21 protein-coding genes and 2 riboswitches are annotated in these 23,707 nt (G+C 67.2%); of the genes, 11 read left to right on the forward strand and 10 right to left on the reverse strand.

The annotated features are described in order from the left end of the window. Positions 1-27: 27 nt before the first annotated feature. A complete protein-coding gene (locus tag BPODLACK_RS03505) occupies positions 28-999 on the forward strand; it encodes a carbohydrate kinase family protein (protein ID WP_006434951.1) in 972 nt (323 codons plus the stop codon). 117 nt (positions 1,000-1,116) lie between these two features. Beyond that, a riboswitch (guanidine-III (ykkC-III) riboswitch) is annotated at positions 1,117-1,184 on the forward strand. Between the two features lie 10 nt (positions 1,185-1,194). Beyond that, complete coding sequence (locus BPODLACK_RS03510; RefSeq protein ID WP_159404727.1) at positions 1,195-1,509, forward strand: DMT family transporter; 315 nt, start codon at positions 1,195-1,197, stop codon at positions 1,507-1,509. A gap of 143 nt (positions 1,510-1,652) precedes the next feature. Here the strand turns inward: BPODLACK_RS03510 and asnB are convergent, their stop codons facing one another. After that, complete coding sequence (gene asnB, locus BPODLACK_RS03515; RefSeq protein WP_159404728.1) at positions 1,653-3,578, reverse strand: asparagine synthase (glutamine-hydrolyzing); 1,926 nt, start codon at positions 3,576-3,578, stop codon at positions 1,653-1,655. A gap of 332 nt (positions 3,579-3,910) precedes the next feature. On the opposite strand from asnB, the gene ctaC reads away from it, so the two are divergent. After that, complete coding sequence (gene ctaC / locus BPODLACK_RS03520) at positions 3,911-5,002, forward strand: aa3-type cytochrome oxidase subunit II (protein ID WP_024500416.1); 1,092 nt, start codon at positions 3,911-3,913, stop codon at positions 5,000-5,002. Positions 5,003-5,004: 2 nt separating this feature from the next. After that, on the forward strand, positions 5,005-5,421 hold the full coding sequence (locus tag BPODLACK_RS03525) for a cytochrome c oxidase subunit 4 (RefSeq protein WP_024500415.1): 417 nt from the start codon (positions 5,005-5,007) through the stop codon (positions 5,419-5,421). Between the two features lie 84 nt (positions 5,422-5,505). On the opposite strand, the gene BPODLACK_RS03530 is transcribed toward BPODLACK_RS03525, so the two are convergent. The 5 genes from BPODLACK_RS03530 to ctaE form a co-directional block, all read right to left on the reverse strand. Continuing rightward, positions 5,506-7,005, reverse strand: coding sequence for a bifunctional phosphatase PAP2/diacylglycerol kinase family protein (locus tag BPODLACK_RS03530; RefSeq protein ID WP_159404729.1), 1,500 nt, complete (start codon positions 7,003-7,005; stop codon positions 5,506-5,508). Positions 7,006-7,266: 261 nt separating this feature from the next. Beyond that, positions 7,267-8,889 (reverse strand): cytochrome bc1 complex cytochrome b subunit, encoded by a 1,623-nt coding sequence (gene qcrB / locus BPODLACK_RS03535; RefSeq protein ID WP_006434957.1) that lies wholly within the window; start codon positions 8,887-8,889, stop codon positions 7,267-7,269. After that, on the reverse strand, positions 8,886-10,043 hold the full coding sequence (gene qcrA, locus BPODLACK_RS03540; protein WP_024500412.1) for a cytochrome bc1 complex Rieske iron-sulfur subunit: 1,158 nt from the start codon (positions 10,041-10,043) through the stop codon (positions 8,886-8,888). The genes qcrB and qcrA overlap by 4 nt, the downstream gene beginning before the upstream one ends. After that, on the reverse strand, positions 10,040-10,891 hold the full coding sequence (qcrC, locus tag BPODLACK_RS03545) for a cytochrome bc1 complex diheme cytochrome c subunit (RefSeq protein WP_024500411.1): 852 nt from the start codon (positions 10,889-10,891) through the stop codon (positions 10,040-10,042). Before qcrC ends, qcrA begins: the two co-directional genes overlap by 4 nt. Before the next feature lie 91 nt (positions 10,892-10,982). Further along, positions 10,983-11,594, reverse strand: a complete 612-nt coding sequence (ctaE, locus tag BPODLACK_RS03550) for an aa3-type cytochrome oxidase subunit III (protein WP_024500410.1) — start codon at positions 11,592-11,594, stop codon at positions 10,983-10,985. 167 nt (positions 11,595-11,761) lie between these two features. Between ctaE and BPODLACK_RS03555 the strand changes: the two genes are divergently transcribed. Next, complete coding sequence (locus tag BPODLACK_RS03555; RefSeq protein ID WP_159404730.1) at positions 11,762-12,259, forward strand: hypothetical protein; 498 nt, start codon at positions 11,762-11,764, stop codon at positions 12,257-12,259. Between the two features lie 11 nt (positions 12,260-12,270). Continuing rightward, positions 12,271-13,347, forward strand: coding sequence for an anthranilate phosphoribosyltransferase (trpD, locus tag BPODLACK_RS03560; protein WP_159404731.1), 1,077 nt, complete (start codon positions 12,271-12,273; stop codon positions 13,345-13,347). On the opposite strand, the gene BPODLACK_RS03565 is transcribed toward trpD, so the two are convergent. Both BPODLACK_RS03565 and BPODLACK_RS03570 read right to left on the reverse strand, forming a co-directional pair. Then, positions 13,344-13,622, reverse strand: a complete 279-nt coding sequence (locus tag BPODLACK_RS03565; protein ID WP_024500407.1) for an Lrp/AsnC family transcriptional regulator — start codon at positions 13,620-13,622, stop codon at positions 13,344-13,346. The two genes, trpD and BPODLACK_RS03565, sit on opposite strands and share 4 nt — an antisense overlap. Beyond that, complete coding sequence (locus BPODLACK_RS03570) at positions 13,619-15,475, reverse strand: DEDD exonuclease domain-containing protein (protein ID WP_201450594.1); 1,857 nt, start codon at positions 15,473-15,475, stop codon at positions 13,619-13,621. The genes BPODLACK_RS03565 and BPODLACK_RS03570 overlap by 4 nt, the downstream gene beginning before the upstream one ends. A 342-nt stretch (positions 15,476-15,817) precedes the next feature. Here BPODLACK_RS03570 and BPODLACK_RS03575 point away from each other — a divergent pair, with 342 nt between their 5' ends. From BPODLACK_RS03575 to BPODLACK_RS03595, 5 genes are all read left to right on the forward strand, one after another. After that, entirely contained in the window at positions 15,818-16,048 is a 231-nt protein-coding gene (locus BPODLACK_RS03575) for a hypothetical protein (protein ID WP_232512998.1), read from the forward strand. 107 nt (positions 16,049-16,155) lie between these two features. Beyond that, positions 16,156-16,388: riboswitch (cyclic di-AMP (ydaO/yuaA leader) on the forward strand. A gap of 17 nt (positions 16,389-16,405) precedes the next feature. Beyond that, the gene (locus BPODLACK_RS03580; RefSeq protein ID WP_024500405.1) at positions 16,406-17,086 is read left to right on the forward strand and encodes a C40 family peptidase; all 681 of its coding nucleotides are present in this window, start codon (positions 16,406-16,408) and stop codon (positions 17,084-17,086) included. 137 nt (positions 17,087-17,223) lie between these two features. Beyond that, complete coding sequence (locus BPODLACK_RS03585; RefSeq protein ID WP_159404858.1) at positions 17,224-18,303, forward strand: C40 family peptidase; 1,080 nt, start codon at positions 17,224-17,226, stop codon at positions 18,301-18,303. Positions 18,304-18,312: 9 nt separating this feature from the next. After that, positions 18,313-19,716 (forward strand): hypothetical protein, encoded by a 1,404-nt coding sequence (locus tag BPODLACK_RS03590; RefSeq protein WP_159404733.1) that lies wholly within the window; start codon positions 18,313-18,315, stop codon positions 19,714-19,716. Beyond that, on the forward strand, positions 19,716-20,840 hold the full coding sequence (locus BPODLACK_RS03595) for a glycosyltransferase family 4 protein (RefSeq protein ID WP_159404734.1): 1,125 nt from the start codon (positions 19,716-19,718) through the stop codon (positions 20,838-20,840). Before BPODLACK_RS03590 ends, BPODLACK_RS03595 begins: the two co-directional genes overlap by 1 nt. A 7-nt stretch (positions 20,841-20,847) precedes the next feature. On the opposite strand, the gene BPODLACK_RS03600 is transcribed toward BPODLACK_RS03595, so the two are convergent. Both BPODLACK_RS03600 and BPODLACK_RS03605 read right to left on the reverse strand, forming a co-directional pair. After that, positions 20,848-21,795: an NADP-dependent oxidoreductase gene (locus BPODLACK_RS03600; RefSeq protein ID WP_159404735.1), complete on the reverse strand. Its 948-nt coding sequence runs from the start codon at positions 21,793-21,795 to the stop codon at positions 20,848-20,850. Between the two features lie 79 nt (positions 21,796-21,874). Beyond that, positions 21,875-23,683: an AMP-dependent synthetase/ligase gene (locus BPODLACK_RS03605; RefSeq protein WP_159404736.1), complete on the reverse strand. Its 1,809-nt coding sequence runs from the start codon at positions 23,681-23,683 to the stop codon at positions 21,875-21,877. Positions 23,684-23,707 lie beyond the last annotated feature (24 nt).

Genomic DNA, 23,707 nt, shown 5'->3' on the forward strand with positions numbered 1-23,707 from the left:
CAAACAACTGAAGGGCTGAGAGCGCCAGTGGCAATCGTTGTATGCGGCTCCATCGCAACCGACCATCTGATGAAGTTCCCCGGCAAGTTCTCCGAGCAGCTGCTCGGCGACCACCTCGAACACATCTCTCTCAGCTTCCTCGTGGAGGACCTCGTCGTCCGCCGCGGCGGCGTCGGGGGCAACATCTGCTACGCCATGGGACAGCTCGGCGGCAACCCGGTGCTCGTCGGGGCGGTCGGCTCGGACTTCCACGACTACCGCAAGTGGCTCGAGTCCAACGGCGTCGACTGCCGGGGAGTGCGGGTCTCCGAGACCCATCACACCGCCCGCTTCATGTGCACGACCGACGAGACGATGGCGCAGCTCGCCACCTTCTACGCGGGCGCCATGAGCGAGAGCCGCGACATCTCGCTCGCCGACGTGATCGCCGAGACCGGTACGCCGGAACTCGTGCTGATCGGTGCCGACGACCCGGCCGGCATGCTCAGCCACACCGAGGCCTGCCGCGCCGCGGGAATCCCGTTCGCCGCCGACCCGAGCCAGCAGCTCGCCCGTCTCGACGGCGAGCAGGTCCGCACGCTGATCGACGGCGCCGCCTACCTGTTCACCAACGAGTACGAGTGGGGCCTGCTGCGCCAGAAGACCGGCCTGTCCGAGACGCAGGTCGCGGAGATGGTCGGAGTGCGCGTCACGACCCTCGGCAAGGACGGCGTCGAGATCGTCGAGCGCGACGGGACCCGTCTCCATGTCCCGGTCGTTCCGGAGACCGAGAAGGTGGACCCGACCGGCGTCGGCGACGGCTTCCGGGCCGGCTTCCTGTCGGCGCTGTCCAAGGGTCTCGGCTTCGAACGCGCCGCACAGGTCGGTTCGATGGTTGCCGTCCTCGTCCTCGAGACCGTGTCGACGCAGGACTGGACCTGGGACGTCGAGTCGGCACTCGCACGCATCGAGGGTGCCTACGGCGCCGATGCCGCCGCCGAGATCAAAGCGGCTTTCTGACAACGTCTTTCGCTGACGGGTGGTGCGGGCAATGGTCTGCGCCACCCGTTTTCGCTCGTCAGTGGTCGGTGACCGGTCTGACATTGCCGTCGCGATCGGTGATGTGACAACGTGGAGGCAGAGTCCGCTCTCCTGGACTCCCGGACGAGGGGTGCTGTACCCGGTGTGCGACAAGACGGCCCGCAGGAGGCTGTCATGTCGTGGTTGATACTCGTGCTGTCCGGTGTTCTCGAGGCGGTATGGGCCACCGCGCTCGGCAAGTCCGACGGCTTCTCCAAGGCGGCGCCGTCCGTGGTCTTCTTCGTGGCCCTCGCCGCCAGCATGGGCGGTCTGGCCTTCGCGATGCGTGACCTCCCGGTGGGCACCGCCTATGCCGTCTGGGTCGGTATCGGTGCGGTGCTGACCGTCATCTTCGCCATGGCCACCGGTGACCAGCCGGTCTCGGCGATCAAGGTGTTCTTCCTGCTCATGATCGTCGGCGGGGTCATCGGCCTCAAACTGGCGCACTGACCTCGCGCCCGATCACTGAAAAGCGCCCCTGGCAAGCGCCCTCCTGAGGCTCGCCGACGTCCATATGTCGTCGGCGAGCCTGGAGAGGGTCGTTTCCAGGGGCGCTTTTCCGGGGCGTTTTTCGGGACCGGGGAGGGCGGGCGCTAGAGGCGGACCGGGTAGGTGTGGTCGACGATCTCCGGCACGATCGAGCCCTCGACGAAGATGCCGTGCCAGATCATGAAGATCAGCACCGTCCAGAGGCGACGGCTGTTGTCCACCACGCCTTCCCGGTGCTCGTTCAGCATCGCGATCACGGCGTTCTTGTCGAAGATGTGGTCGGTCTGGCTCTCGGTGATCGTGTCGTGCGCCCAGTCGTACATCTCGGTGCCGGCCAGCCAGTGGCGGATCGGGACCGGGAAGCCGAGCTTCTTGCGGTGCAGGACATGCGCCGGAACGATCTGCTCGAGCGCCTTGCGCAGCGCGTACTTGGTGGTGCCGTGCGAGATCTTCTCGTCGTGCGGCAGCTGCTCGGCGATCGCGAAGACCTCCGGGTCGAGGAACGGCACGCGCAGCTCGAGCGAGTTGGCCATCGTGATCTTGTCGGCCTTCACCAGGATGTCGCCGCGCAGCCACGTGAACAGATCGAGATGCTGCATGCGGGCCACCGGATCCCAGCCCTCGCTCATCGCGTAGATCGGCGCGGTGACGTCGGTGTGGGTCCACTCCGGGCGATAGTCGCGGAGTACCGCACGCAGCCTGGCGTCGTCGAAGCTGCGGGCGTTGCCGTAGTAGCGCTCCTCGAGCGTGAGCGAGCCGCGGTGCAGCAGGCTCTTGCCGCGAGTGCCCTCCGGGATGCGGTCGGACAGTTTGCCGGCCGCCCGACGCAGCGGGCGGGGGAGACGGTCGAAGGCCGCGAGCGACAGGGGTTCCTTGTAGATGGTGTAACCACCGAAGAGTTCGTCGGCGCCTTCCCCGGACAGCACGACCTTGACGTGCTTGCGTGCCTCGGCGGCGACGAAGTACAGCGGGACGAGGGCCGGGTCGGCGACCGGGTCGTCGAGATACCAGACGATCGACGGCAACGCCTCGATGAACTCCGACGGTCCGACGACCTTGACGACGTGCTTCGCGCCGATCGCCTCGGCCGACTCGGCGGCCACATCGACCTCCGAGTAACCCTCGCGCTCGAACCCGGTGGTGAAGGTGATCAGGTCGGGGTTGTGGCGGATCGCCAGCGCGGCGATGGCCGTCGAGTCGATGCCGCCGGACAGGAACGAGCCGACGGTGACGTCGGCACGCATGTGCTTGGCGACCGAGTCCGCGAGAATGTCGGCGATCTCGTCATAGCGTTTCTGGCGCGTGGCGTCGGTGACGGGACGCACCCCGAACTGCGGCGTGAAGTAGCGGCGGATGGAGAGCGGACTGCCGGGGGAGGCGGTGGCGTGACAGCCCGACTCGAGCCGGCGGATCGAGGCGTGGATGGTCTCGGGCTCCGGGACGTACTGCAAAACCGTGTAGTGCTCGACCGCCCGCGGGTCCAGGTCCTTGGACAGGCCGACGCGCTCGATCAGGTCGAGGAGGGACTTCTTCTCGCTGCCGAAGATCAGGCCACCGGGTCCCGATGCCACGAACAGCGGCTTGATGCCGAACGGGTCACGGGCCAGGAACAGCGACCGGTTCTCGGTGTCCCAGATGGCGAAGGCGAACATGCCGCGGAGGCGGCGTACCGCGTCGGGACCCCAGTGGTGGAACGCGGCGACGATGGCCTCCCCGTCCCCCTCGGTACGAAAGGTCGCACCCTCGTCCTCGGCCAGTTCGGCGCGGATCTCCAGGTAGTTGTAGATCTCGCCGTTGAAGACCAGTGCGTAGCGGTCGGGGTTCTCCGGCGGGCCCCAGCGGAGCGGCTGGTGAGAGTGCTCGATGTCGATGATGGAGAGTCGGTTGAAGCCGAAGACGATGTTCTCGTCGTGCCAGGTGCCGGGCTCGTCGGGGCCGCGATGCCGCATGCAGTGCGAGGCCACCGCCACCGCGTCGACGACCTCGGCGGCCGTCCGGTCGGATGTCAGAAGGCCGAGCAGACCACACACGTTGGCTTCTCCCCAATCTCGTCGCGAGTACAGGTCCCGACGGGCGTCGGGTCGGGTCCGAGTATGCCTGAGCCACCAGCGGGATTCCGACCTGGAGTGCTCGGACACGGCCGGATCAAACCCCGATCACGAAAGCTTCGCCGGGTTGGTCTACGCTGCGTAGTACTAGGTGCAAGACTTCGTTGTGTGTCCACGACGGGTACTTGCCCTGTGCAGGTCATGTGGCATGCACTCACTGCGGCGCAAGGGCGCCGGTGAGCGAGCAGGAAGGCGTGAAATTGGCACACGGTGGACGGCCCCGAGCGCGGCGTGTCTCATCCGCGTCGCAGACGATGAAGCGACTGGGAATCGTCGTCGCTCTCGGACTCGGCGCACTGCTGATGTCGGGATGCGACGCCAATGAGGCGATGCGTTTCGGTTGGCCCGAGGGCGTCACGCCCGAGGGTAAGAAGATGGTCGATCTCTGGACCTGGTCCGTCATCGCCGCACTCGTCATGGGCATTCTGGTCTGGGCACTGATCTTCTGGACGATCACGTTCCACCGCGCGAACGACGCCAAGAAGGGCGTGTTCCCGCGTCAGACCGCGTACAACGTTCCGTTGGAGCTCACCTACACGGCGATCCCGTTCGTCATCATCGCGGTGCTGTTCTACTTCACCGTGATCGTGCAGAACGACGTCGAGCGCAAGAACGACGACTCCAAGGTCGTGGTGGATGTCACCGCGTTCCAGTGGAACTGGAAGTTCGGCTACAACAAGGTCGTCTTCAGCGACGGTTCGACCTACGACGGCTTCGAGGCCGACGGCAACCCGTTCGAACTGCAGCAGCAGAAGGGCGGCGAGGTCGAGCCCGAGCCGGCTGTCGAGGGTGAGCACGGCGGCGAGCTGCCCGGTCCGGCCGGTGGGCGCGACGACGACATCCGCGATTACCTGCGGTTCGACAAGATCGAGACGGTCGGCTCGTCGAGCGAGATCCCGGTCCTGGTCCTGCCGACCGACAAGCGCATCGAGTTCAATCTCGCCTCGGGCGACGTCGTCCACTCGTTCTGGGTGCCGGAGTTCCTGTACAAGCGCGACGTGATGCCGTTCCCGAAGGAGAACTCGACCGACCCGATCTTCCAGATCGGCTCGCTCGACCGGACCGGAGCTTTCGTCGGCCGCTGTGCCGAGATGTGCGGCACCTACCACTCGATGATGAACTTCGAGGTCCGCGCGGTCTCACCGCAGGACTTCGACAGCTACATCCGATTCCGCCAGTCGAATCCGGAGGCCACCAACGCCGAGGCGCTCGCGTCGATCTGCCAGGCACCGGAAGCCGTCACCACGGTTCCGTTCGACACCCGTCGCAAGACCGACGGTTCGGTGGGTGCCACCGGCAACCCGGATGACCCGACCCTCGCCAACTGCACCAAGAAGGAGAGCTGACGATGAAGATCGAAGCACGCCTCTTCGAGATGTTGACAGCCTTCTTCGTGCTGACCGGCGTCGCGTACACGCTGTTCACCGCGTTCACCAGCAAGGGCATCGAGTGGGTCGGCGTCGTCGGCCTGTTCTTCGCCGGGGGTCTGACGCTGATCGCGGGCACGTTCTTCCGGTTCGTGTCGCGGCGCGTCGAGATCCGCCCCGAGGACTATGAGGATGCCGAGATCGAGGACGGCGCCGGCGAGCTGGGCTTCTTCAGCCCGCACTCGTGGTGGCCGATCCTGATCGCCCTGGGCGCCTCGACCTTCGCGGTCGGGTTCGCATCCGGCAACTTCTGGCTCGCGATCTTCGCCGTGGCGGTGATCCTGGGTACCGCGGCCGGACTCGTCTTCGAGTACCACGTCGGACCCGAGAAGCACTGAGCCTTCGGTAGAACCGACAACAGACGACGCCCCACCCATGCGGTGGGGCGTCGTCTTTTCTTGTCTCGTGTCCGGGCGAGCCCTTCAGATCCGCCTGGAGCGAACCGGGCCGTACACCTTCAGCCGGCGGTAGTCGGCGCGGAAGTGCGCGGTCGAGTAGCTCTCCTCGACCTCGCCGTCGTGGGACACCGCCACCGGACCGTCGACGGCCGTGAACCGGAACTCGGGTACCTGCATCTCGTGGTACAGCCGGGACCGTTCCAGGCGGCCGGCGGCGAGAGATCCCAGCAGCCGCAGGGTTGCCCAGCGATGTCCCATCTCGAGTATCCGGACATCGAGGAGCCCGTCGTCGAGCCGTAGGCGTCGTGTGGGCAGGAATCCTGTGGGTTGATAGATCGAGTTCCCGAGGAGGAACAGGGAGACGTCGAGCACCTGGCCGTCGACCTCGATCCGTACGTTGGCGTCCTCGCGGAGCACCCGGATGATCGCGGTGGCGGTGGCGAGTGGACGGCTGATGCGCCGCCGCAGGCGTTCCCGGATGCGGACGAAATGCGGATAGGCGCCGATGCTGGCGGTGTTCAGGATCAGTCGAGAATCGTTGAGCCACACCGCGTCGACCTTGGACACCGACCCGGAGGCAATGGCGTGGACGGTGTCCTGGACTGTCCCGCAACCGATGTCACGCGCGAAGTGATTGAAGGTGCCCGCCGGGAACACCGCGAGCGGCAGTTCCGCGTCGACCGCCGCGCCTGCGGCGCATGCCACCGTGCCGTCCCCGCCCGCGACGCCGATGATCGACGCGCGCGTCGCGACATCGGCGAACACCGCGGCGACATCGTCCTTGTCGTCGAGTTCGACGATCTCGGCGGCGGGGAGCGCCGTCTGGATGTCCTCAAGCACACGACGTCCGCGCCCGTCCGAGGAAGCCGGGTTCACCACCACGACGAGACCGGCACCGTCGGGTCGAGGTTCGGCCTCGACGAGTGTCGGATCGGCGAGCGACAGGGATGGCCGGGCGATCGGCGGCACGACACGGGTGCCCAGTGTCGCGACGGCGGCCCCGATGCTCAGCCCGGCGACCACGTCGCCGGGGTAGTGGGCGCCGGTGGCGACCCGGGAGAGTCCGACGAGGGCGGCCAGCCCGGACAGCCCGAGGCCCGCGGGTGGGTTCTCGACGGCGACACCGATCGCGAAGGCCGCAGCGCTCGCGGAGTGTCCGGACGGCAGGGAGTTCGACGTCGGCTGTCTGCGGGCGCGTCGAGGGTCGGGGATGAGTCCCGGATGCGGACGTGGTCGGCGTCGAATCCGCTTGGCGGCCTGGTTGGTCACGAGGCTGGTAACGGCCAGCGAGGCGATACCTCGGGCCGCTCCGCGCTGAAGTGACGGCCGGCCGGAGACGGCCAATCCGGCGGCGATCGCCATCCACAGCTTCGAGTGATCAGCCGCGTGGGTCAGCACCGGCATCGTGGAGTCGAGCAGCGGACTCGGCGAGCGGGCGATCGTGTCATAGATCTCGGCGTCCAGAGTGCCCATCCCGCGGGTGATCTGGGACAGGCCGGAACCACGATGACGTAACCGGCGCATGGTGTCCACCGTGCCATATCCGGGGAGCGGCCGTCGGAGCGAGGCCAGAAGGCCCGGTGGGGGAGGGGAGAGGGGGGTTTCGACAAGCTCAACCGGCGAAGGAACGCTCAACCGGCGAAGGAACGCGCAACCGGCGCAGGAACGCGCAACCGGCGGAGGAACGCTCATCCCCGCCGAGCGGTTCATTCGGCGGGCAACACCACAAAGCGGGCCGTCATGCACCGGATGGTGCGTGACGGCCCGCTTTGTTTGCGTCGGAAGCTACTCGCCGAAGGGATTGCCACCCTTGGCCTGGAGCTCGCGGAGAGCCTTGCGTTCGGCGGCCTCGAGTTCGTGCTCGAGTTCGACGTTGCGCAGCTGCTCCTCGACCGGGTCGGCGGTCAGGATCGAACCCGTACCCGGTGCGCCGGCGGAACCGAGCTTGTTCATCCGCTTCGGCAGTGCAGCGCCCTGGTAGGGGAGCGGGATCGGGTGACCGTGGTCGTCGACCGGTCCGAGCGGCTGGTGCAGCTCGATGTACTCGCCCTGCGGCAGACGCTTGATGATGCCGGTCTCGATGCCGTGTGCAAGGACCTCACGGTCGCTGCGCTGCAACGAGATCGCCCAGCGATAGGCGATGAAGTACACCAGCGGCGGCAGGATGATCAGACCGATCCGGCCGATCCACGTCGTCGCGTTGAGCGAGATGTGGAACTTGAACGCGATGATGTCGTTCATGCAGGCCAGCGTCAGCAGGATGTAGAACGAGAACGCCATCGCACCGATCGCGGTACGGACCGGGGTGTCACGCGGACGCTGCAGCAGGTTGTGGTGAGCGTCGTCTCCGGTGAGCTTCTTCTCGATCCACGGGTAGGCGAACATCACGCCGAACATGATGGTGATGATCAGGACGACCCAGTTGGACATCACGACGGTGTAGTTGCCCAGGTAGAGCTCCCACGCGGGGAACAGACGTATCAGACCGTCGGTCCACATCATGTAGATGTCCGGCTGCGAACCTGCCGACACCTGCGCCGGGTTGTACGGGCCGATGTTCCAGACCGGGTTGATCTGGAAGATGCCCGCCATGACGGCCAGCACACCGGTGACGAAGGCGAACATCGCGCCGGCCTTGGCGGCGAACACCGGCATGATCCGGACACCGACGACGTTCTTCTCGGTGCGGCCGGGGCCGGGGAACTGGGTGTGCTTCTGGTACCAGACGAGCGCCAGGTGAGCACCGATCAGGGCCAGGATGATGCCCGGGAACAGCAGGATGTGCAGTACGTACAGGCGCGGGATGATGATGTCGCCGGGGAAGTCCCCACCGAACAGCGCCCAGTGGATCCAGGTGCCCACGACCGGGATGCCGAGGACGATGCCACTCATGGCGGCGCGGACGCCGGTGCCCGAGAGCAGGTCGTCGGGCAGCGAGTAGCCGAAGAAGCCCTCGAACATCGCCAGTACCAGCAACAGGGAGCCGATGATCCAGTTGGCCTCACGCGGACGACGGAACGCACCGGTGAAGAAGATGCGCGCCATGTGGATGATGATCGACGCCGCGAACAGCAGAGCTGCCCAGTGATGGATCTGGCGGACGAACAGGCCGCCGCGAACCTCGAAGGAGAGGTCCAGCGTGGTTTCGTACGCCTTGGTCATCATGACGCCGTTGAGCGGCTGGTACGCGCCGTCGTAGACGACGTGCGTCATCGACGGATCGAAGAACAGCGAGAGGTAGACGCCCGAGATCAGCAGGATGATGAAGCTGTAGAGCGCGATCTCACCCAGCATGAACGACCAGTGGGTGGGGAACACCTTGTTGATCTGGCGACGCATACCCGCGGCGAGGTGATACCGCGAGTCCATTTCTTCGGCTTGTGCGCCGAGGCGGTCGGCGATGGTCATGACTTACGCTCCCAGAATGCCGGTCCGACGGGCTCGATGAAGTCGCCTGCCGCAACGAGGTAGCCCTCATTGTTCACCGTGATCGGCAGCTGCGCGAGGGCGCGGGCGGCCGGTCCGAAGATCGGCTTTGCGTACTCCAGCGCGTTGAACTGCGACTGATGGCAGGGACACAGGATGCGGTTGCTCCGCTGTTCGTACAGCGAGGCGGGGCAACCGAGGTGGCTGCAGACCTTGGTGTAGGCGAAGTAGTCACCGTAGTTGAAGCTCTCCTGGCCCTTGCGCTTGATGGCGCGGGCCGTGTCCTCGGGACGAAGACGGATGAGCATGACGGGGTTGCGGACCTCGTGGAGGCTCTCCATCAGCGCGTGACGGGAGTGCTCGGTCTCGCCGAACCCGTTGGAACGACGCCACGGGAAGACGGTCTCCATGCCGCCGGCGTCGAGATCCTCCGGACGGACCAGGGCGACCTGGTACGGGTTGCCCGTGTCGCGACGCAGGTAGACGGTCTCGTTGGGGTCTTCCTTGGAGTTGTAGATCGGCGACCAGCCCGAGTGCCACAGCGGGGCGTTCTCGCGCTCGGCCCACGGGTTCTTGATGAAGCCACCGAGGAAGGCCACGAGGCCGGTCAGCGCGAAGGCGCCCAGACCGAACCCGGCCGAACCGATGATCATCTTGCGACGACCCAGGGTCGAGGTGGTGCCGGTGTCCTGGAGGAGTCCGACGATCGTCTTCTTGTCGACCTCGGCCGAACCGCCGTCGTGGCGATCCTGCACGGAGATCTCCGACGGGATGAACTTCTTGGTGATCAGGATCATCGCGATGCCGATGGACAGCACCGAGAGTCCGAACGTCGCACCGAGGAGCGGCGTGTTGAAGGTGTACCACCAGTAGTTCGGATCGTCGGGGAGGGCGAATTCCCAATGGTTGAACAGGAAGATGCCCAGGCAGGCGAGTGCGGAGATACCTGCGATCGTGAACCAGACCGCAACCTGGCGCTCGGCGCGCTTCTCGACCCTGGTTCCCGCCTCGGTGTACCGCTCGGCCCGGTGGATGATCTCGACACCGTCGAGATTGGTGCCGAGTTTGACGAGCTCATCCGTGCTCATCTGCTCCAGTTCGTCCCGCGACGGGACGTCCTTGTCACTGCCGCTCATGCTCGAGATCCCATCCACATGGCGCCTGCGACGATGGCGATGACGCCGACAAACCACATCACCATGCCCTCACTGACCGGCCCGAAGCCGCCCAGTCCGAGTCCGCCGCTGGGCTTGGCCTCGGTCGCGTACTTGACGTAGGCGATGATGTCTTTCTTTTCTTCCGGATCCAGCTGACGGTTCGAGAACTTGGGCATGTTCTGGGGACCGGTCAGCATCGCGGTGTAGATCTGTGCCTCACTGACGCCGTCGAGGTTCGGGGCGTACTTACCCGACGACAGGGCGCCGCCACGACCGGTGAAGTTGTGGCACGAGGCGCAGTTGAGGCGGAACAGCTCGCTGCCGCGTCCGATGCTGTCGCCACGGAGCGAACCCTGTGCGACCTCGCCGTTGGCGTCGCGGGGGACCTGCGGTCCGCCGCCCTCGGACTGGATGAAGGCGCCGAGCTGGTCGATCTGCTCGGTGGTGAACTTCGCGGGCTTGCGCTGTGCCTGTGCCTCACCACGTGCGGCCGGCATGCGGCCGGTCGACACCTGGAAGTACACGGCGGCATCGCCGACGCCGAGCAGGGCGGGACCACGCTCGGGCACACCCTGCAGGTTCGCGCCGTGGCAGGTGATGCACGAGGTCTCGTAGAGCTTGCGGCCGTCGTTGATCATCGCGGCGTTGCTCTCGTCGGCCACCGCGACCTGGGGGTCGGGGGTCAGAACCGAAGCCAGCACACCGGCCATGACCAGACCGGCCAGGAGCACGATGGTGCCGCTGGCGCGTCGACGGAGCTTGCGCCGTGCCTTGGCGCGGCGGGCGTCGGTGCCGCTATCCGACGGTCGCGGTGGAGATGAACTCATCTGTGACTCTCTACTAAGCGGGACGGACTGGTGTTCTAGAGCGAGCTGCGCTCTGGGTTGGCGGATCGCGCGTGGCGCGGTGTCGCCGGGGTCATCGGATGAAGTAGATCGTGACGAACAGTCCGATCCAGACGATGTCGACGAAGTGCCAGTAGTAGGAGACAACGATTGCGGCGGTTGCCTGCGCCGGGGTGAACTTCGAGAGCTTGGTGCGGATGAGGAGGTAGACGAACGCGATCAGTCCGCCGATGACGTGCATGCCGTGGAAGCCGGTCGTCATGTAGAAGACGGAACCGTACGCACTCGACGACAGCGTCGTGCCCTCGTGCACCAGGTGGTAGTACTCGTACGCCTGGCCGCACACGAAGAACGTGCCCATGGCCAAGGTGAGTACGTACCAGCGGCGGAGGCCGAAGACGTCACCTCGTTCGGCGGCGAACACACCCATCTGGCACGTGACCGACGAGAGGATCAGCACCGTCGTCACCGGTATGGCGAGGGCGAGATTCAGCTCGGTCGGCTCTGGTGGCCAGCCGATGGCGGAGTTGGCTCGGGCGACGAAGTACATCGCGAAGAGGCCAGCGAAGAACATGAGCTCACTGGACAGCCACACAATCGTGCCGACGCTGACCATGTTGGGCCGGTTCAGCGAGTGCACGCGCGAGGTGATGGCTGTTCCTGAGGTACCTACAGCGCTTGTCACAAGTGAAGTATGACGGTTCGTAGTAAGCGGTGGCCACCCGGGTCGGATATTGGGGGCAGGTTTTTGTCCCGCTGCAGGTCGGGGGGCCGGGGATCGCGTCTCCGGCGTGTTCGGCGGCGTGTCCGGCGGCTTGTCTGGGGCGTTGGCACGGTGGCTACGGTGAGTTCATGTCGAGTTCGGATTCCTCCGGTCCCCGCGACCTCAACGGGCGGGTCGTCGCCCGGGGTCGCCTGGCGCGCCTGCGATCCCGGCTCCGGAGCGGTGGCGGCACCGCTCCCCTCGGTCTACTGGACGAGGTGGTGGTCGTCGCCGGTTCGGACGACGATGCGATCGCGAGTTCGGTCGCCCTCGACGAGTCGTCCTGGCGCGGGGAGGAGGAGGTGATCCTCCGTCACGATCTCGAGCTGCCGGCAGATCGCGTGAGCGATGCCGCGGCGGTGGCGGCACTCGACGGATATGAGGTGGTCGTCGACGACCGCTGGGGGCCGCGGCCCGAGGCCGGCGACGACCGCCTCGAGGTGCTCGTCCTCGCACGTGTCCAGTTGCTCGACGCCATGCATCTGTCCCAGGAACGGTCCCGCATGGCCAGTCTGGGTTCCCGTCACGGCGGAATCGCACGACGGTGGTCTGTACTGCAGCGTCCGGCCGGCGGGGCGGGGCACTAGGCTCTCTGCCTGTGAGTACCGCAAAGTCTGCCTTCAGCTGGCCGCAGATCCTCGGCAAGATCACCGATCGCATCGACCTCACCGCCGAAGAGGCCGCCTGGGCGATGAACGAGATCATGACCGACAGTGCCAGCGGCGCACAGATCGCCGCCTTCGGTGTCGGCGTGAAGATGAAGGGCGCGGCGCCCGGCGAGCTCATCGGCCTGGCGCAGGCGATGCTCGACCATGCGACGCTCGTCGAGGTGAGTCGTCCGGCGGTCGACGTGGTCGGTACGGGCGGCGACCGGTCGCACACCGTGAACATCTCCACGATGACGTCGATCGTCATCGCGGCCGCCGGGGTGGCGGTCGTGAAGCACGGGAACCGGGCGGCGTCGTCGAAGAGCGGCGGTGCCGACGTGCTGGAGGCGCTCGGGGTGGACATCACCCTGTCCGCCGACGCGGTCGCGCGCTGTGTGGACGAACTCGGCATCGGGTTCTGCTTCGCGCCGGTGTTCCACCCGGCCTTCCGTTTCACCGGTCCGCCTCGCAAGGAGATCGGCATCCCGACCGTGTTCAACGTGCTCGGGCCGCTGACGAACCCGGCACGTCCCAGCGCGGGCCTCATCGGGTGCGCCTTCGCCGACCTTGCACCGGTTCTCGCCGGCGCTTTTGCCGACCGCGGTGGATCGGCACTGGTGGTGCGCGGCGACGATGGCCTCGACGAACTCACCACGACCACCACCTCGACGGTGTGGCAGGTCGTCGGCGGCAGCGTCACCCAGCTCGGCGTCGACCCGGCCGATCTCGGCATCGCGCGCGTCGAGCTGTCCGCGCTGCAGGGCGGCGATGCGGTCGCAAACGCCGCGATCGCGCGGGAATTGTTCGCGGGCACAACCGGTCCCGTACGTGACGCGGTGCTGCTGAACTCGGCCGGCGCGATCGTGGCATTCGAACAGCAGGCGCCGATGACCTCCGCCGAACTCACCGAGGCGCTCGGTGCCGCGAAGGACCGTGCGGCCGACGCCATCGACTCCGGGGCGGCGGCGTCCCTGCTCGACCGCTGGGCCTCACTCAGCACCCAGTTGGGGTCGGCCGCGCGAAACTAGTTCTCGCCGATGGAGAAGCCACCCTCGACGTCCGAGCTCGAGTAGCTGCGGAACGCGATGTGGGTGGCGCTCTTGAGCACCCCGGGCAGCCGGTTGATCTCTCCGGTCACCACTGTCGCGATCTGCTCGTGGTCGCGGACGCGGATCTTCGCGATGAGGTCGACGTCACCCGCGCAGGAGTACACCTCTTCGACGCCGGCGATGTCGGCCACGGCCTGAGCGGTCTCCGGGATCTGGTGGACGTCGGCCTGGATGAGGACGATGGCAGTGATCATGGCGCAAGCCTAGTGGCCACGAGCCGGTGGACCGGCGAGCGCTGTGCGGGCCGTGGTGTCCGGTGCGCCACCGAGTGGGCATCCGAGCGTGCCTCTCGCGCCGACTGCGACCAGCCGCGTCGGCGCTCGGCGCATCCGGCCGGCAGTGCCACCGGATCGGTCGTGGACACGATCCGGGCACCCGGCTCGGTCATCCACCGGTAGATCAGCGCGACTTCTTCCGCGGGTGCCCCGCGTAGCGGACCTGGTCCGGCGATGACCGTCTCGGCGGCGGCGACCAGCGCGTCGACCACCGGCATGGGGGAGACGCCCCGACGGGCACGTCCCGCCGCCGCGAGGCGTCCGTGGCGGACGACGGCGAAATACCAGCCGCGGTCGTCGTCGGGACGGGCGACGACGATCTCGGCGATCGCACACAGTGCGGCCAGCCGCTGACAACGCGCCAGGGCGTCGATGGTGAGGGCGAGCCGGTCTCGGTGGCGGGCGGCGGTCTCGAACATCTGCGCCTCGGAGAGATCCGCGAGGCGCGCGGTGAGGTCGTCGAGGAGGTCGTCGGCCTCCCCACGCATCAGCCGGCGGGCCGCGGTCACGCGCGGCAGATAGTCCGGGACCGTCTGGGGCGCTGCGGCGGCGGCATGACATCCGCCGGGCTGCCGGACGCCGTCGGGCGTCGGGCACCAGTGGTAGCCGGTGGCCCCGAGGCGTTTGGTGCACGTGCGGAGTCCGGCGGCTGCGGCGATCACGTCGGCAACCGTCGACGCGTTGTTGCGGTTGCCCACCGGACCGATGGATTCGTCGGTGGGGGTGCGGCTGACCTTGAGACGCGGGAAACGTTCCTCGGTCAGGGTCACCCACCATCCCTTGTGGGGCTGTGTCGAACGTCGGTTGTAGGCAGGCGCGTGCGCCGCCAGCAGTCGCAACTCGCGGACGGCCGCCTCCAGGGCGTGGGAACACTCGACGGCGTCGACACGCTCGGCGAGCAGGACCATCTCGGTGATGCGTCGCCGGGGATCGCTGCCGGAGAAATAGGAACGGACCCGGCGTCGTAGATCCACCGCGGTGCCGACATAGAGGACCTCGTTCGAGGGCCCGCGGAACAGGTAGACGCCGGGTCGGGCCGGTACCCGGTCGGCGAGGTGACGTTTGCCGCGCAGACGGGGATCCGTGCGCGGCAGGTAAGAGGTGAGTTCCCCGACCGTCGCGATGCCCTGGTTCCCGACGCGCTCGAGCAGACGGTGGAAGACCTCGACGGTGGCGCGGGCGTCGTCCAGCGCCCGGTGGGTGGGACGGACCGAGACGTCGAACAGATCGGCGAGGGCGCTCAGCTTGACCGTCGGGGCCTCCTCGCGCGACAGGATGCGCCGGGCCATGGTCACCGTGCACAGACTCAGGCTGAACGGCCAGTCGAGGTGGAGCCGGAGTGCGTTCTGCCGGAGGAACCCCATGTCGAAACGAGCGTTGTGCGCGACCAGGATCGCCCCGCGGGCGAACTCGAGGAACGCCGGTAGTACCGACTCGATACGGGGTGCGTCGGTGACCATCGCGGTCGTGATCCCGGTGAGGGTGACGATCTGGGGCGGGATGGGGCGACCGGGATCGACCAGGGTGGCGAACTCGCCGATCACCTCGCCTCCCCGGATCTTCACGGCGCCGATCTCGGTGATGCGGTCGCCCGCGGGATCGGACCCGGTGGTCTCGAGGTCGACGACGACGAGGGTGGTGTCGAAGAGTGCCCGGTCGCTGAACTCGTTCGATGTCGCGTCGCCACCGGTGGCCTGATCGGCGGCTTCGAGGTCGGCGAAGGTCAGTTGGCCCGAGGTCGTCTGTCCCGCGGCTGCACCGCCACCATCCATGCGCGTCACGGGCCGAACATTAGTTCGACGCACCGACAGGCCGGATGTGACACCCCGATCGATCGTTCTGTTCTCGGCGGACATCGGCGAGAGGGGCGTTCGTCGATGTCGCCTGTTACCTCTGTGACGCATGTGTCGAACACTGTGCGAACGAGTTTGTCGGTGGTGCCCCCTAGTCTCCACCTCGAAGTGAGAGATCGTCGCCGGCGGCGGCGAACCACACCCCCACGAACCGCCCGATTCGGAGGTCAAACGCCTCCGGCGCCAAGATGAGATGGAGATCACACCATGCACGTTGACTGCGCGACCTGCCCGGCCCGCCCCGTCGCCTGTGACGGGTGCATGATGACAGTGCTTTTCGGCGGCCCGAACTGGGACGATGGGCCCGCTGAAGGTGGAGTTACGGTAACGGCGCAGGCCCTCGACGACGATGCTGAACTGGACCTCGCGATCGATGTGTTCCAGTCTGCTGCAATGGTCACCAGCAATGCTGCACGATCTGCAAGAAACTCGAAAACTGCACGTCATAGGGCATTTCAGGTCGTCGCCGGGACTGATCTCCGCGCGGGCTGAAAGTCGGGTGCGATCTGCGTGTCCGTTGCGTAGTGGACACAGGGCCGTCGATTTCGTAACCTTTCTGAGACCTTTGCGGAGCGTCCCGCTTCAACAGAAGTGGTCCGCACAAGTCACCGCTCAATCGCCCTTGCGGGCGAACCGGGGAACCACACACTTCGGGCAGCGCGGCCAGTCGATGTCAGTCCTGACACGACCTGGTGAGACTGTCCCGAATCGGGGTGAATCGCGTCAACGCGCAAGCGTGTCCTCTCGGGATACGGCTGTGCCGAAAACGCGTAGGGCCACTCTTCCGGCCCGAACCCGACAGCTAACTCGGTCGGCGGTACAGGGAGAAACTGAAGGAGAACTCGCTTCGTGGCCAAACATCGTTTGGAACAGCCCAATCGTGGGAGCAAGGTAGCCAAGAAGGCGGTGATCGCTGGATCGATCACGCTCGGTTCGCTCGCTGCTGCGGCCGGCCCTGCTCTTGCGGCCCCGGTCCACACCCCGCTCGGAACCTTCGAGATCCCGGCTCTGCCCGGCGAGCAGAAGGCTCCCGAGGCTGCGCCCGCGCCCAAGCCCGTCGCGAAGTCGCCGGCCGCAACGGTCGAGATCCCGAACGTCGGCCAGTTCACCATCCCGGGCATCGGCCAGAACCAGATCCCGGACCAGTTCCGTCCGCACGGTGGCGCCCCGCTCGGGCAGCCCCAGCTGACCGCAGGCGAGAAGGCCGTCAAGGCCGCGGAGAGCAAGATCGGCTCGCCCTACTCCTACGGCTCGGCCGGCCCGAACGCCTTCGACTGCTCGGGTCTCGTCTACTGGTCCTACAAGCAGGCCGGCAAGACCATCCCGCGTGACAGCTACGGCCAGCTCGGTGGCGGTCGCCCGGTCTCGTACAGCGAGGCCAAGCCCGGCGACGTGATGATCTTCAACGGTGGCGGCCATGCCGGCATCTACGCCGGAAACGGACAGTTCGTCCATTCCTCGACCTACGGCACCCCCGTCAAGCGTGACGCGGTCAAGGAGTGGCAGCTCACCGGCATCCGCCGCTACTGACATCAACTGAACAAGAGCATCAGGGAAAGGGCGGGTCGCGGTTTGGTGCGATCCGCCCGATCCGGTCCTTGGGGTCATCGGGGGAACTTACGGTGGTCCGCGGACGATAACGAAGCGGTAAGGAAGTGACTGGCACCGTGCTTTCCGGGGAGGGGCGAGTGAACGCGACTCGTATCCGTGCACGATCGGGCCCGATGGTGCTCGTCATGTGTCTGCTGGCGGCCATTGTGACCGTCGTCCCACTGACGACCGGCGGAACCGGGCAGGCGCGGGCCGTGCCCGCACGATCTGCCGATCAGCTTCTCGATCGGTACAAGCAGCTCGGCACCGAGGCCGAGAAGACCACCGAGGCGATGCACAACGCCAAGATCGAGTACGACAAGCAGCGCTCGATCGTCGTGCAGGCCAAGAAGGCCGCCGCCGACGCCCAGCGCAAGCTCGACATCAGCCGTGAGCAGCTCGCCGCTTACCAAGCGAGGGTCGACGCCATCGTGCGCGCCAGCTACCAGGGAGCCCGCGTCAGCGGACTCTATGCGGTGATGGTCAGCGACTCGCCGCAGGCCCTGCTCGACCAGATGTCGGGACTCGACATGATCTCGCGGCAGGCCGCATCGGACCTGACCGCCATCAAGAAGGTCCGCGCCCAGACCGCGGCCGCCAAGAAGGACGCCGACCAGACCGCGATCGCCGCGTCGGAGGCGGTCTCGCGCGCCGAACGCGTCCGCGGAGACCTCCAGACCAAGCAGGCCGACCTGCAGATGCAGGCGATCCAGATCCGCGCGATCTACCAGTCGATGACCGGCAAGCAGCTCGCCGCCCTGCGCGGCCCGAGCTTCGACTTCGACCCGCGGATCGTCCCGAGGGGCACCGCCGCCGCACTCGTCGCCGTCCAGGCGGCGTTGACGCGAATCGGTGATCCCTATGTGTGGGGTGCCACCGGTCCGAGTTCCTTCGACTGCTCTGGTCTGATGGTGTGGGCCTACAAGCAGGCCGGCAAGACCCTCCCGCGGTCGAGTGAGGCGCAGATGGCCGGCGGACAGCCGGTGTCCCGCGAGGACCTCAAGCCCGGCGACCTGGTCATCTACTACCCGGACGCCCACCACGTGGGGATGTACGTCGGCGACGGTTACGTCATCCACGCCTCGACCTTCGGTGTCCCGGTCAAGGTCGTCCCGCTCGACGAGGCCGGCCCCTTCAACTCCGGCCGTCGGTTCTAGACTCCTCTGGTGGTCTCACTCCGCGGGCGTTGGCGCCCGACGCTCGCCTCCGCGGTGGTGCTGCTGATCGGTGTGACCACCGGATGTGGGGGTCCGGGTCCGTCCTCGAACGTCGCATCGGTCTCCACCGGGTCCACCACGACGTCGACGACCCCGGCGAATGTGTATGAGCAGCAGCGTGCCGAGGGTGTGACGCGCCTGCTCGACGACCTCACCACGTCCGTGTCCGCGGGGGACCTGCGGGCGATCGGCCGCCTCGTGGACGACACGGCGACCCCGGCCTTCACGAATCGATGGGTGACCGCCGCGGAGAACTTCCGTCCCCGGCCGTTCTCCGGCGGCGAGTCCGACGGCCGATTGCAGTTCGCTCGTTTCCGCTATCAGCTCGCACCCACCGAGGAAGCCGAGACACTGGTGCCCGCCGATGTCCAGGGGCTTCTCGACGTGAAGGGCAGTTCCGACTCCTGGGTCGCGCCGGTGGAGCTGCGATATGCCCTCGGAGGCGAGCGTGCGCCCGGGGTCGACGAACCCGAGGTGGTGGTGACCAACCAGTTCGTGGTCGCCAGGTACGGCGACGAGTGGAAGCTCGTCGGCGACGCCGAGGCGCTCGGCGGCGAACCGTCCCCGACCCAGATGTGGGAGCTCCCCGGACTCTCGGTCTCCGATGTGGAGACCGCGGGCGGGACGTCGGTGATCGCCTGGTACCTGCGCACCAACCCGGCGCTGGCGAACCTGCGCCGGCTGCTGCCCGATGCCGTCGACGCGGTGACCGCCTTCTGGGGCGACTCCTGGGATCGACGCGCAGTGCTCGTCGCGACCTCGACACCGAAGGAGTTCGACGAGCTCGTCGCGCCGGGACGCGGGGTGACCGGCACCGCGGCCGCCGCGACCGTGTACAGCCGAGTGGACTTCCCCCGGCGCACCGCCACCGGCCAGCGCATCGTCTTCACCCCAGCCGCCGACGACCTGGCCGCGCCGACGCTCGCCGTCGTGCTGCGCCACGAACTCACCCACGTCGCGGCCCGGGCCCAGACCGCCCTCGACGCCCCTCTCTGGATCACCGAGGGCGTGGCCGAGTACGTCGGCCGCAAGGGCACCTACACCCGACTCCCCGACGCCGCTCCCGACCTGACCCAGGCGGTCCGTGCGGGCAACACCCCCACTGCGTTGCCCGACGACGCTGCCTTCGCCGTGGACGGGCAGAACTCCCAGATCGCCTATCAGAGTGCGTGGTCGATGGCTGCCTATGTCGCCGACCGGTACGACGAGGCGCGTCTGAAGAGGCTCTACCTCGGGGTCGCGGCAACCTCCGACCCGGCTCGCCAGGACGCCGCCATCCGGGCCGCGCTCGGCGTCGGTCGTGATGAACTGGTGGCCGGGTGGGGTCGATGGCTCGAGGGACAGGTCCGCTGATGTCACGAACCCTGTTGATCACGAACGACTTTCCGCCGCGGCCGGGCGGGATCCAGTCCTATCTGCAGAATCTGGTAGATCTGCTACCGCCGGAGGACATCGTCGTCTACGCGCCGCGCTGGCGCGGCCGGTCGCACATCGACTTCGACGCGGCAGCGCCGTACCGGGTGTACCGCCATCGCACGACGCTGATGCTGCCGACGCCGTTCGTCGCCCGACGTGCTGCGGAGATCGTTCGGCGCGAAGAGATCTCGACGGTCTGGTTCGGGGCGGCCGCACCGCTGGCCGTCCTGGCGCCCGCGATGAGGCGTGCCGGTGCCCAGCGCGTGCTCGCCAGTACGCACGGCCACGAGGTCGGCTGGTCGATGCTCCCGGTGGCACGTCAGGTGCTCGGACACATCGGTCGCCACACCGACGTGATCACCTTCGTCAGCCGGTACACACGCGGCCGATTCGCCTCCGCCTTCGGTCCGCACGCCGCACTCGAATACCTGCCGCCCGGTGTCGATGTCGACCGGTTCGCGCCCGATCCGATTCTGCGGCAGAAGTTCCGCGACCGTCACGAACTGGGGGACCGGCCGACCATCCTGTGTCTGTCGCGACTGGTGCCGCGTAAGGGGCAGGACGTGCTGATCCGGGCGCTGCCGCTGATCCGTCGCCGGATGCCCGATGCCGTACTGGTGATCGTCGGCGGCGGCCCGTATGCGGAGAAGCTGCACGCACTCGCTGCCGAGGCGGATGTCACCGATCATGTTATCTTCACCGGATCGGTTCCGGCCGAAGAACTCTCGGCATATCACAACGTCGCCGACGTCTTCGCGATGCCGTCCCGCACCCGCGGGGGCGGACTCGACGTCGAAGGGCTCGGAATCGTCTATCTCGAGGCCTCGGCGACGGGCGTGCCGGTGGTCGCCGGGCTGTCGGGTGGTGCGCCGGAGACCGTGGTGGAGGGGGTGACGGGGACGACGGTCGACGGCACCGACGTCGACGCCGTCGCCCTGGCGATCCTGGCGATCCTCGGCGACCGGGCGGCGGCGGCTGATATGGGCGCTGCCGGAAGGCGTTTCGTCGTGGAGAACTGGCAGTGGAGTCAGATGGCGGCCCGGCTGCGCCAATTGCTCTGAGTCGTCCCTACGCCTCGGTCGAGACTCGTACCACGATCTTTCCTCGCACATGACCGGACTGGCTGCGCTCGTGAGCGCCGGCAGCGTCGGCCAGGTCGAAGACCTCGGCGATCTCCGGCTTGAGGTCGCCCGCGTCGGCGAGCCGGGCGAGCTCGGCGAGGTCCGCGGAGTCGGGACGCACCCACGCGTACTGGCCCCCGAACTCATCTCGCGCCCGTGCGTCGATGATGGAGGCGACGGTGCCGCCGTCGCGCAATACGTCTGGCACCGAATCGAGTGCCTCTCCACCGACATAGTCGAGGACGACGTCGACACCGGCGGGCTCGAGCGCACGTACCCGGTCTGCCAGACCATCCCCGTAGGTGGTGGGCTCGGCGCCGAGGGTTCGGAGGTAGTCGTGATTGGACTCCGAGGCGGTGCCGATCACCCGTGCGCCCAGAGATCGCGCGATCTGAACCGCGAACGACCCGACGCCGCCCGCGGCGGCATGGACCAGCACAGTGTGACCCGACTGCACGCCCGCCCGTCGAATCGTCTGGTACGCCGTCAGTCCGGCGAGCGGTACGGCCGCAGCCTCCTCGAACGACAAGCTGGACGGCTTGTGCGCGAGTGTGCGGACCGGTGCGGCGACCAGATCGGCGAACGTGCCGCCGGCGACCTCCCCGCCGACGACGTCCTTCCGGACGTAACCGAACACCTCGTCGCCCACCCGGAACTCCGGCGTGTCCAGGCCGACCTGCTCGACCACGCCCGCGACATCCCAACCCGGGATCACCGGGAACACGGTGTCCATGATCTCGGCGAGGTGTCCCTCGCGGACCTTCCAGTCCACGGGGTTGACACTCGAGGCGCGCACTCGGATCAGTACGGAGTCCGGACCGACCTTGGGCGTGGGGAGATCGGTGACCTCCAGGACATCAGGGCCGCCGAAGCGGCTGTAGGTGATTGCACGCATGGTGGCACCAACGGGTGCTCGGGCGGATTGATTCCTGATCCGGCGAACGGATCAGTTCTGGAAGATCACTTCTGGAGGATCACTTCTGGTAGATCGCCTCGATGTCGTCGGAGAACTTCTCCACGACCACGTTGCGCTTGACCTTGAGGGTCGGGGTCATCTCGCCGGTCTCCTCGGTGAAGTCCGACGGCAGGATGCGGAACTTCTTGATCGCCTCCGCGCTCGACACCGTCTTGTTGGCGGCGTCGATGGCCGACTGGATCTCGGCCCGCAGGTCGGCGTCGTCGGAGAGATCGGCGACCGAGGCCGACTCCGGCTTGTTGTTGCGTTCCTTCCAGGCGGGGAACGCTTCGGAGTCGATCGTGATCAACACGCCGATGAACGGCTTCGCGTCGCCGACGACCATCGCCTGGGAGATCAGGGCGTTGGCGCGGATGACGTCCTCGAGTCCGGCGGGGGAGACGTTCTTGCCGCCCGCGGTCACGATGAGTTCCTTCTTGCGGCCGGTGATCGTGATGAAGCCGTCGGCGTCGACGGTGCCGAGGTCGCCGGTGTGGAACCAGCCGTCGACGATCGCGGTGGCCGTCGCCTCCGGGTTCTGCCAGTACTCCTTGAACACGACGCCGCCCTTGAGCAGGATCTCGCCGTCCTCGCCGAGGCGAACGGCGTTGCCCGACAAGGGCTTGCCGACGGTGCCGATCTTCCAGGCGGAGGGGGTGTTCACACTGAACGCGGCGGTCGACTCGGTCAGGCCGTAACCCTCGAACACCGGGATGCCGACGCCGGAGAAGAAGTGGCCCAGGCGTGCACCGAGGGGGCCGCCACCGGAGATTGCCATCCCGCACTCGCCGCCGAGGGCGTCGCGGAGCTTCTTGTAGACGAGCGCGTCGAACAGGGCGTGCTTGAGCTTGAGGACCAGCCCGATCTGACCCTTCTCACGCGCCTCGGAGTAGGCGATGGCGGTCTCGGCCGCGGCGTCGAAGATCTTGCCCTTGCCGCCGTCGTGGGCCTTCTGGCGCGCGGAGTTGTAGACCTTCTCGAACACGCGCGGCACCGAGAGGATGAGCGACGGCTTGAAGACCGCGAACTCGTCGACGAGGGTCTTGATGTCACTGGTGTGCCCGACCTCGGCGCCGGCCTCGATCGCGACCAGGGTGATGGCGCGGGCCAGGACGTGTGCGAGCGGCAGGAACATCAGGAGACGCTTCTCGTCGCGCGCGATGAGGTCGTCGAGGATGTCGCCGGCGAGGACCGCGCGCACCTCGGAGAGCATGTTCGAATGGGTCAGCTCGCACCCCTTCGGTCGCCCGGTGGTGCCCGAGGTGTAGATGAGGGTCGCCGGGTCGGCGGCACCGACGGTCGCGCGGCGCTTGGCGACCTCGTCGTCGTGGACATCGGCGCCGGCGGACACGAGTTCGTCGACGGCACCCGGTCCGTCGGCGCGATCGATCTGGAACACCTTGACCGATTCGGTCAGCGAGTCGATGGACTCGAAGGCGGCACGATGGCCGTCGTCTTCGAGGACGATCGCGACGGCGCCGGAATCGCGCATGATCCACTCGATCTGGCTGGCCGACGACGAGTCGTAGATCGGCACGGTGATCGCGCCGGCCGACCAGATCGCGAAGTCGAAGAGGTTCCACTCGAGGCGGGTGCGCGAGAGCAGTGCGACGCGGTCGCCCGGGTTCACGCCGGAGGCGATCAGGCCCTTGGCGATCGACGAGATGCGTGCTGCGGCATCAGCGGCCGTGATCGGCGCCCAGGTATCGCCCTGTTTGTGGCGGAACACGACGTGCTGAGGTGATCGCTGTGCCAGATCGAAGATGATGTTCGTGCAGTTCTCGTCGTCGGCGATCGAGAATTTCGCAGGCACGCTGTACTCACTCATCGTGGTTACCCTCCAGTAGATGCC

It is taken from the genome of Gordonia sp. YY1, from assembly GCF_009872315.1.
Classification (GTDB): Bacteria; Actinomycetota; Actinomycetes; order Mycobacteriales; family Mycobacteriaceae; genus Gordonia; species Gordonia amicalis.

Coding starts and splice junctions, on each gene's coding strand:
- BPODLACK_RS03510 (WP_159404727.1), top strand. CDS start 1,195: ATGTCGTGGTTGATACTCGTGCTGTCCGGTGTTCTCGAGGCGGTATGG.
- ctaC (WP_024500416.1), top strand. CDS start 3,911: ATGAAGCGACTGGGAATCGTCGTCGCTCTCGGACTCGGCGCACTGCTG.
- BPODLACK_RS03595 (WP_159404734.1), top strand. CDS start 19,716: ATGTCACGAACCCTGTTGATCACGAACGACTTTCCGCCGCGGCCGGGC.
- BPODLACK_RS03600 (WP_159404735.1), bottom strand. CDS start 21,795: ATGCGTGCAATCACCTACAGCCGCTTCGGCGGCCCTGATGTCCTGGAG.
- BPODLACK_RS03555 (WP_159404730.1), top strand. CDS start 11,762: ATGTCGAGTTCGGATTCCTCCGGTCCCCGCGACCTCAACGGGCGGGTC.
- qcrB (WP_006434957.1), bottom strand. CDS start 8,889: ATGACCATCGCCGACCGCCTCGGCGCACAAGCCGAAGAAATGGACTCG.
- BPODLACK_RS03570 (WP_201450594.1), bottom strand. CDS start 15,475: ATGGATGGTGGCGGTGCAGCCGCGGGACAGACGACCTCGGGCCAACTG.
- qcrC (WP_024500411.1), bottom strand. CDS start 10,891: ATGAGTTCATCTCCACCGCGACCGTCGGATAGCGGCACCGACGCCCGC.
- qcrA (WP_024500412.1), bottom strand. CDS start 10,043: ATGAGCGGCAGTGACAAGGACGTCCCGTCGCGGGACGAACTGGAGCAG.
- BPODLACK_RS03525 (WP_024500415.1), top strand. CDS start 5,005: ATGAAGATCGAAGCACGCCTCTTCGAGATGTTGACAGCCTTCTTCGTG.
- BPODLACK_RS03565 (WP_024500407.1), bottom strand. CDS start 13,622: ATGATCACTGCCATCGTCCTCATCCAGGCCGACGTCCACCAGATCCCG.
- BPODLACK_RS03530 (WP_159404729.1), bottom strand. CDS start 7,005: ATGCGCCGGTTACGTCATCGTGGTTCCGGCCTGTCCCAGATCACCCGC.
- BPODLACK_RS03575 (WP_232512998.1), top strand. CDS start 15,818: ATGATGACAGTGCTTTTCGGCGGCCCGAACTGGGACGATGGGCCCGCT.
- BPODLACK_RS03605 (WP_159404736.1), bottom strand. CDS start 23,683: ATGAGTGAGTACAGCGTGCCTGCGAAATTCTCGATCGCCGACGACGAG.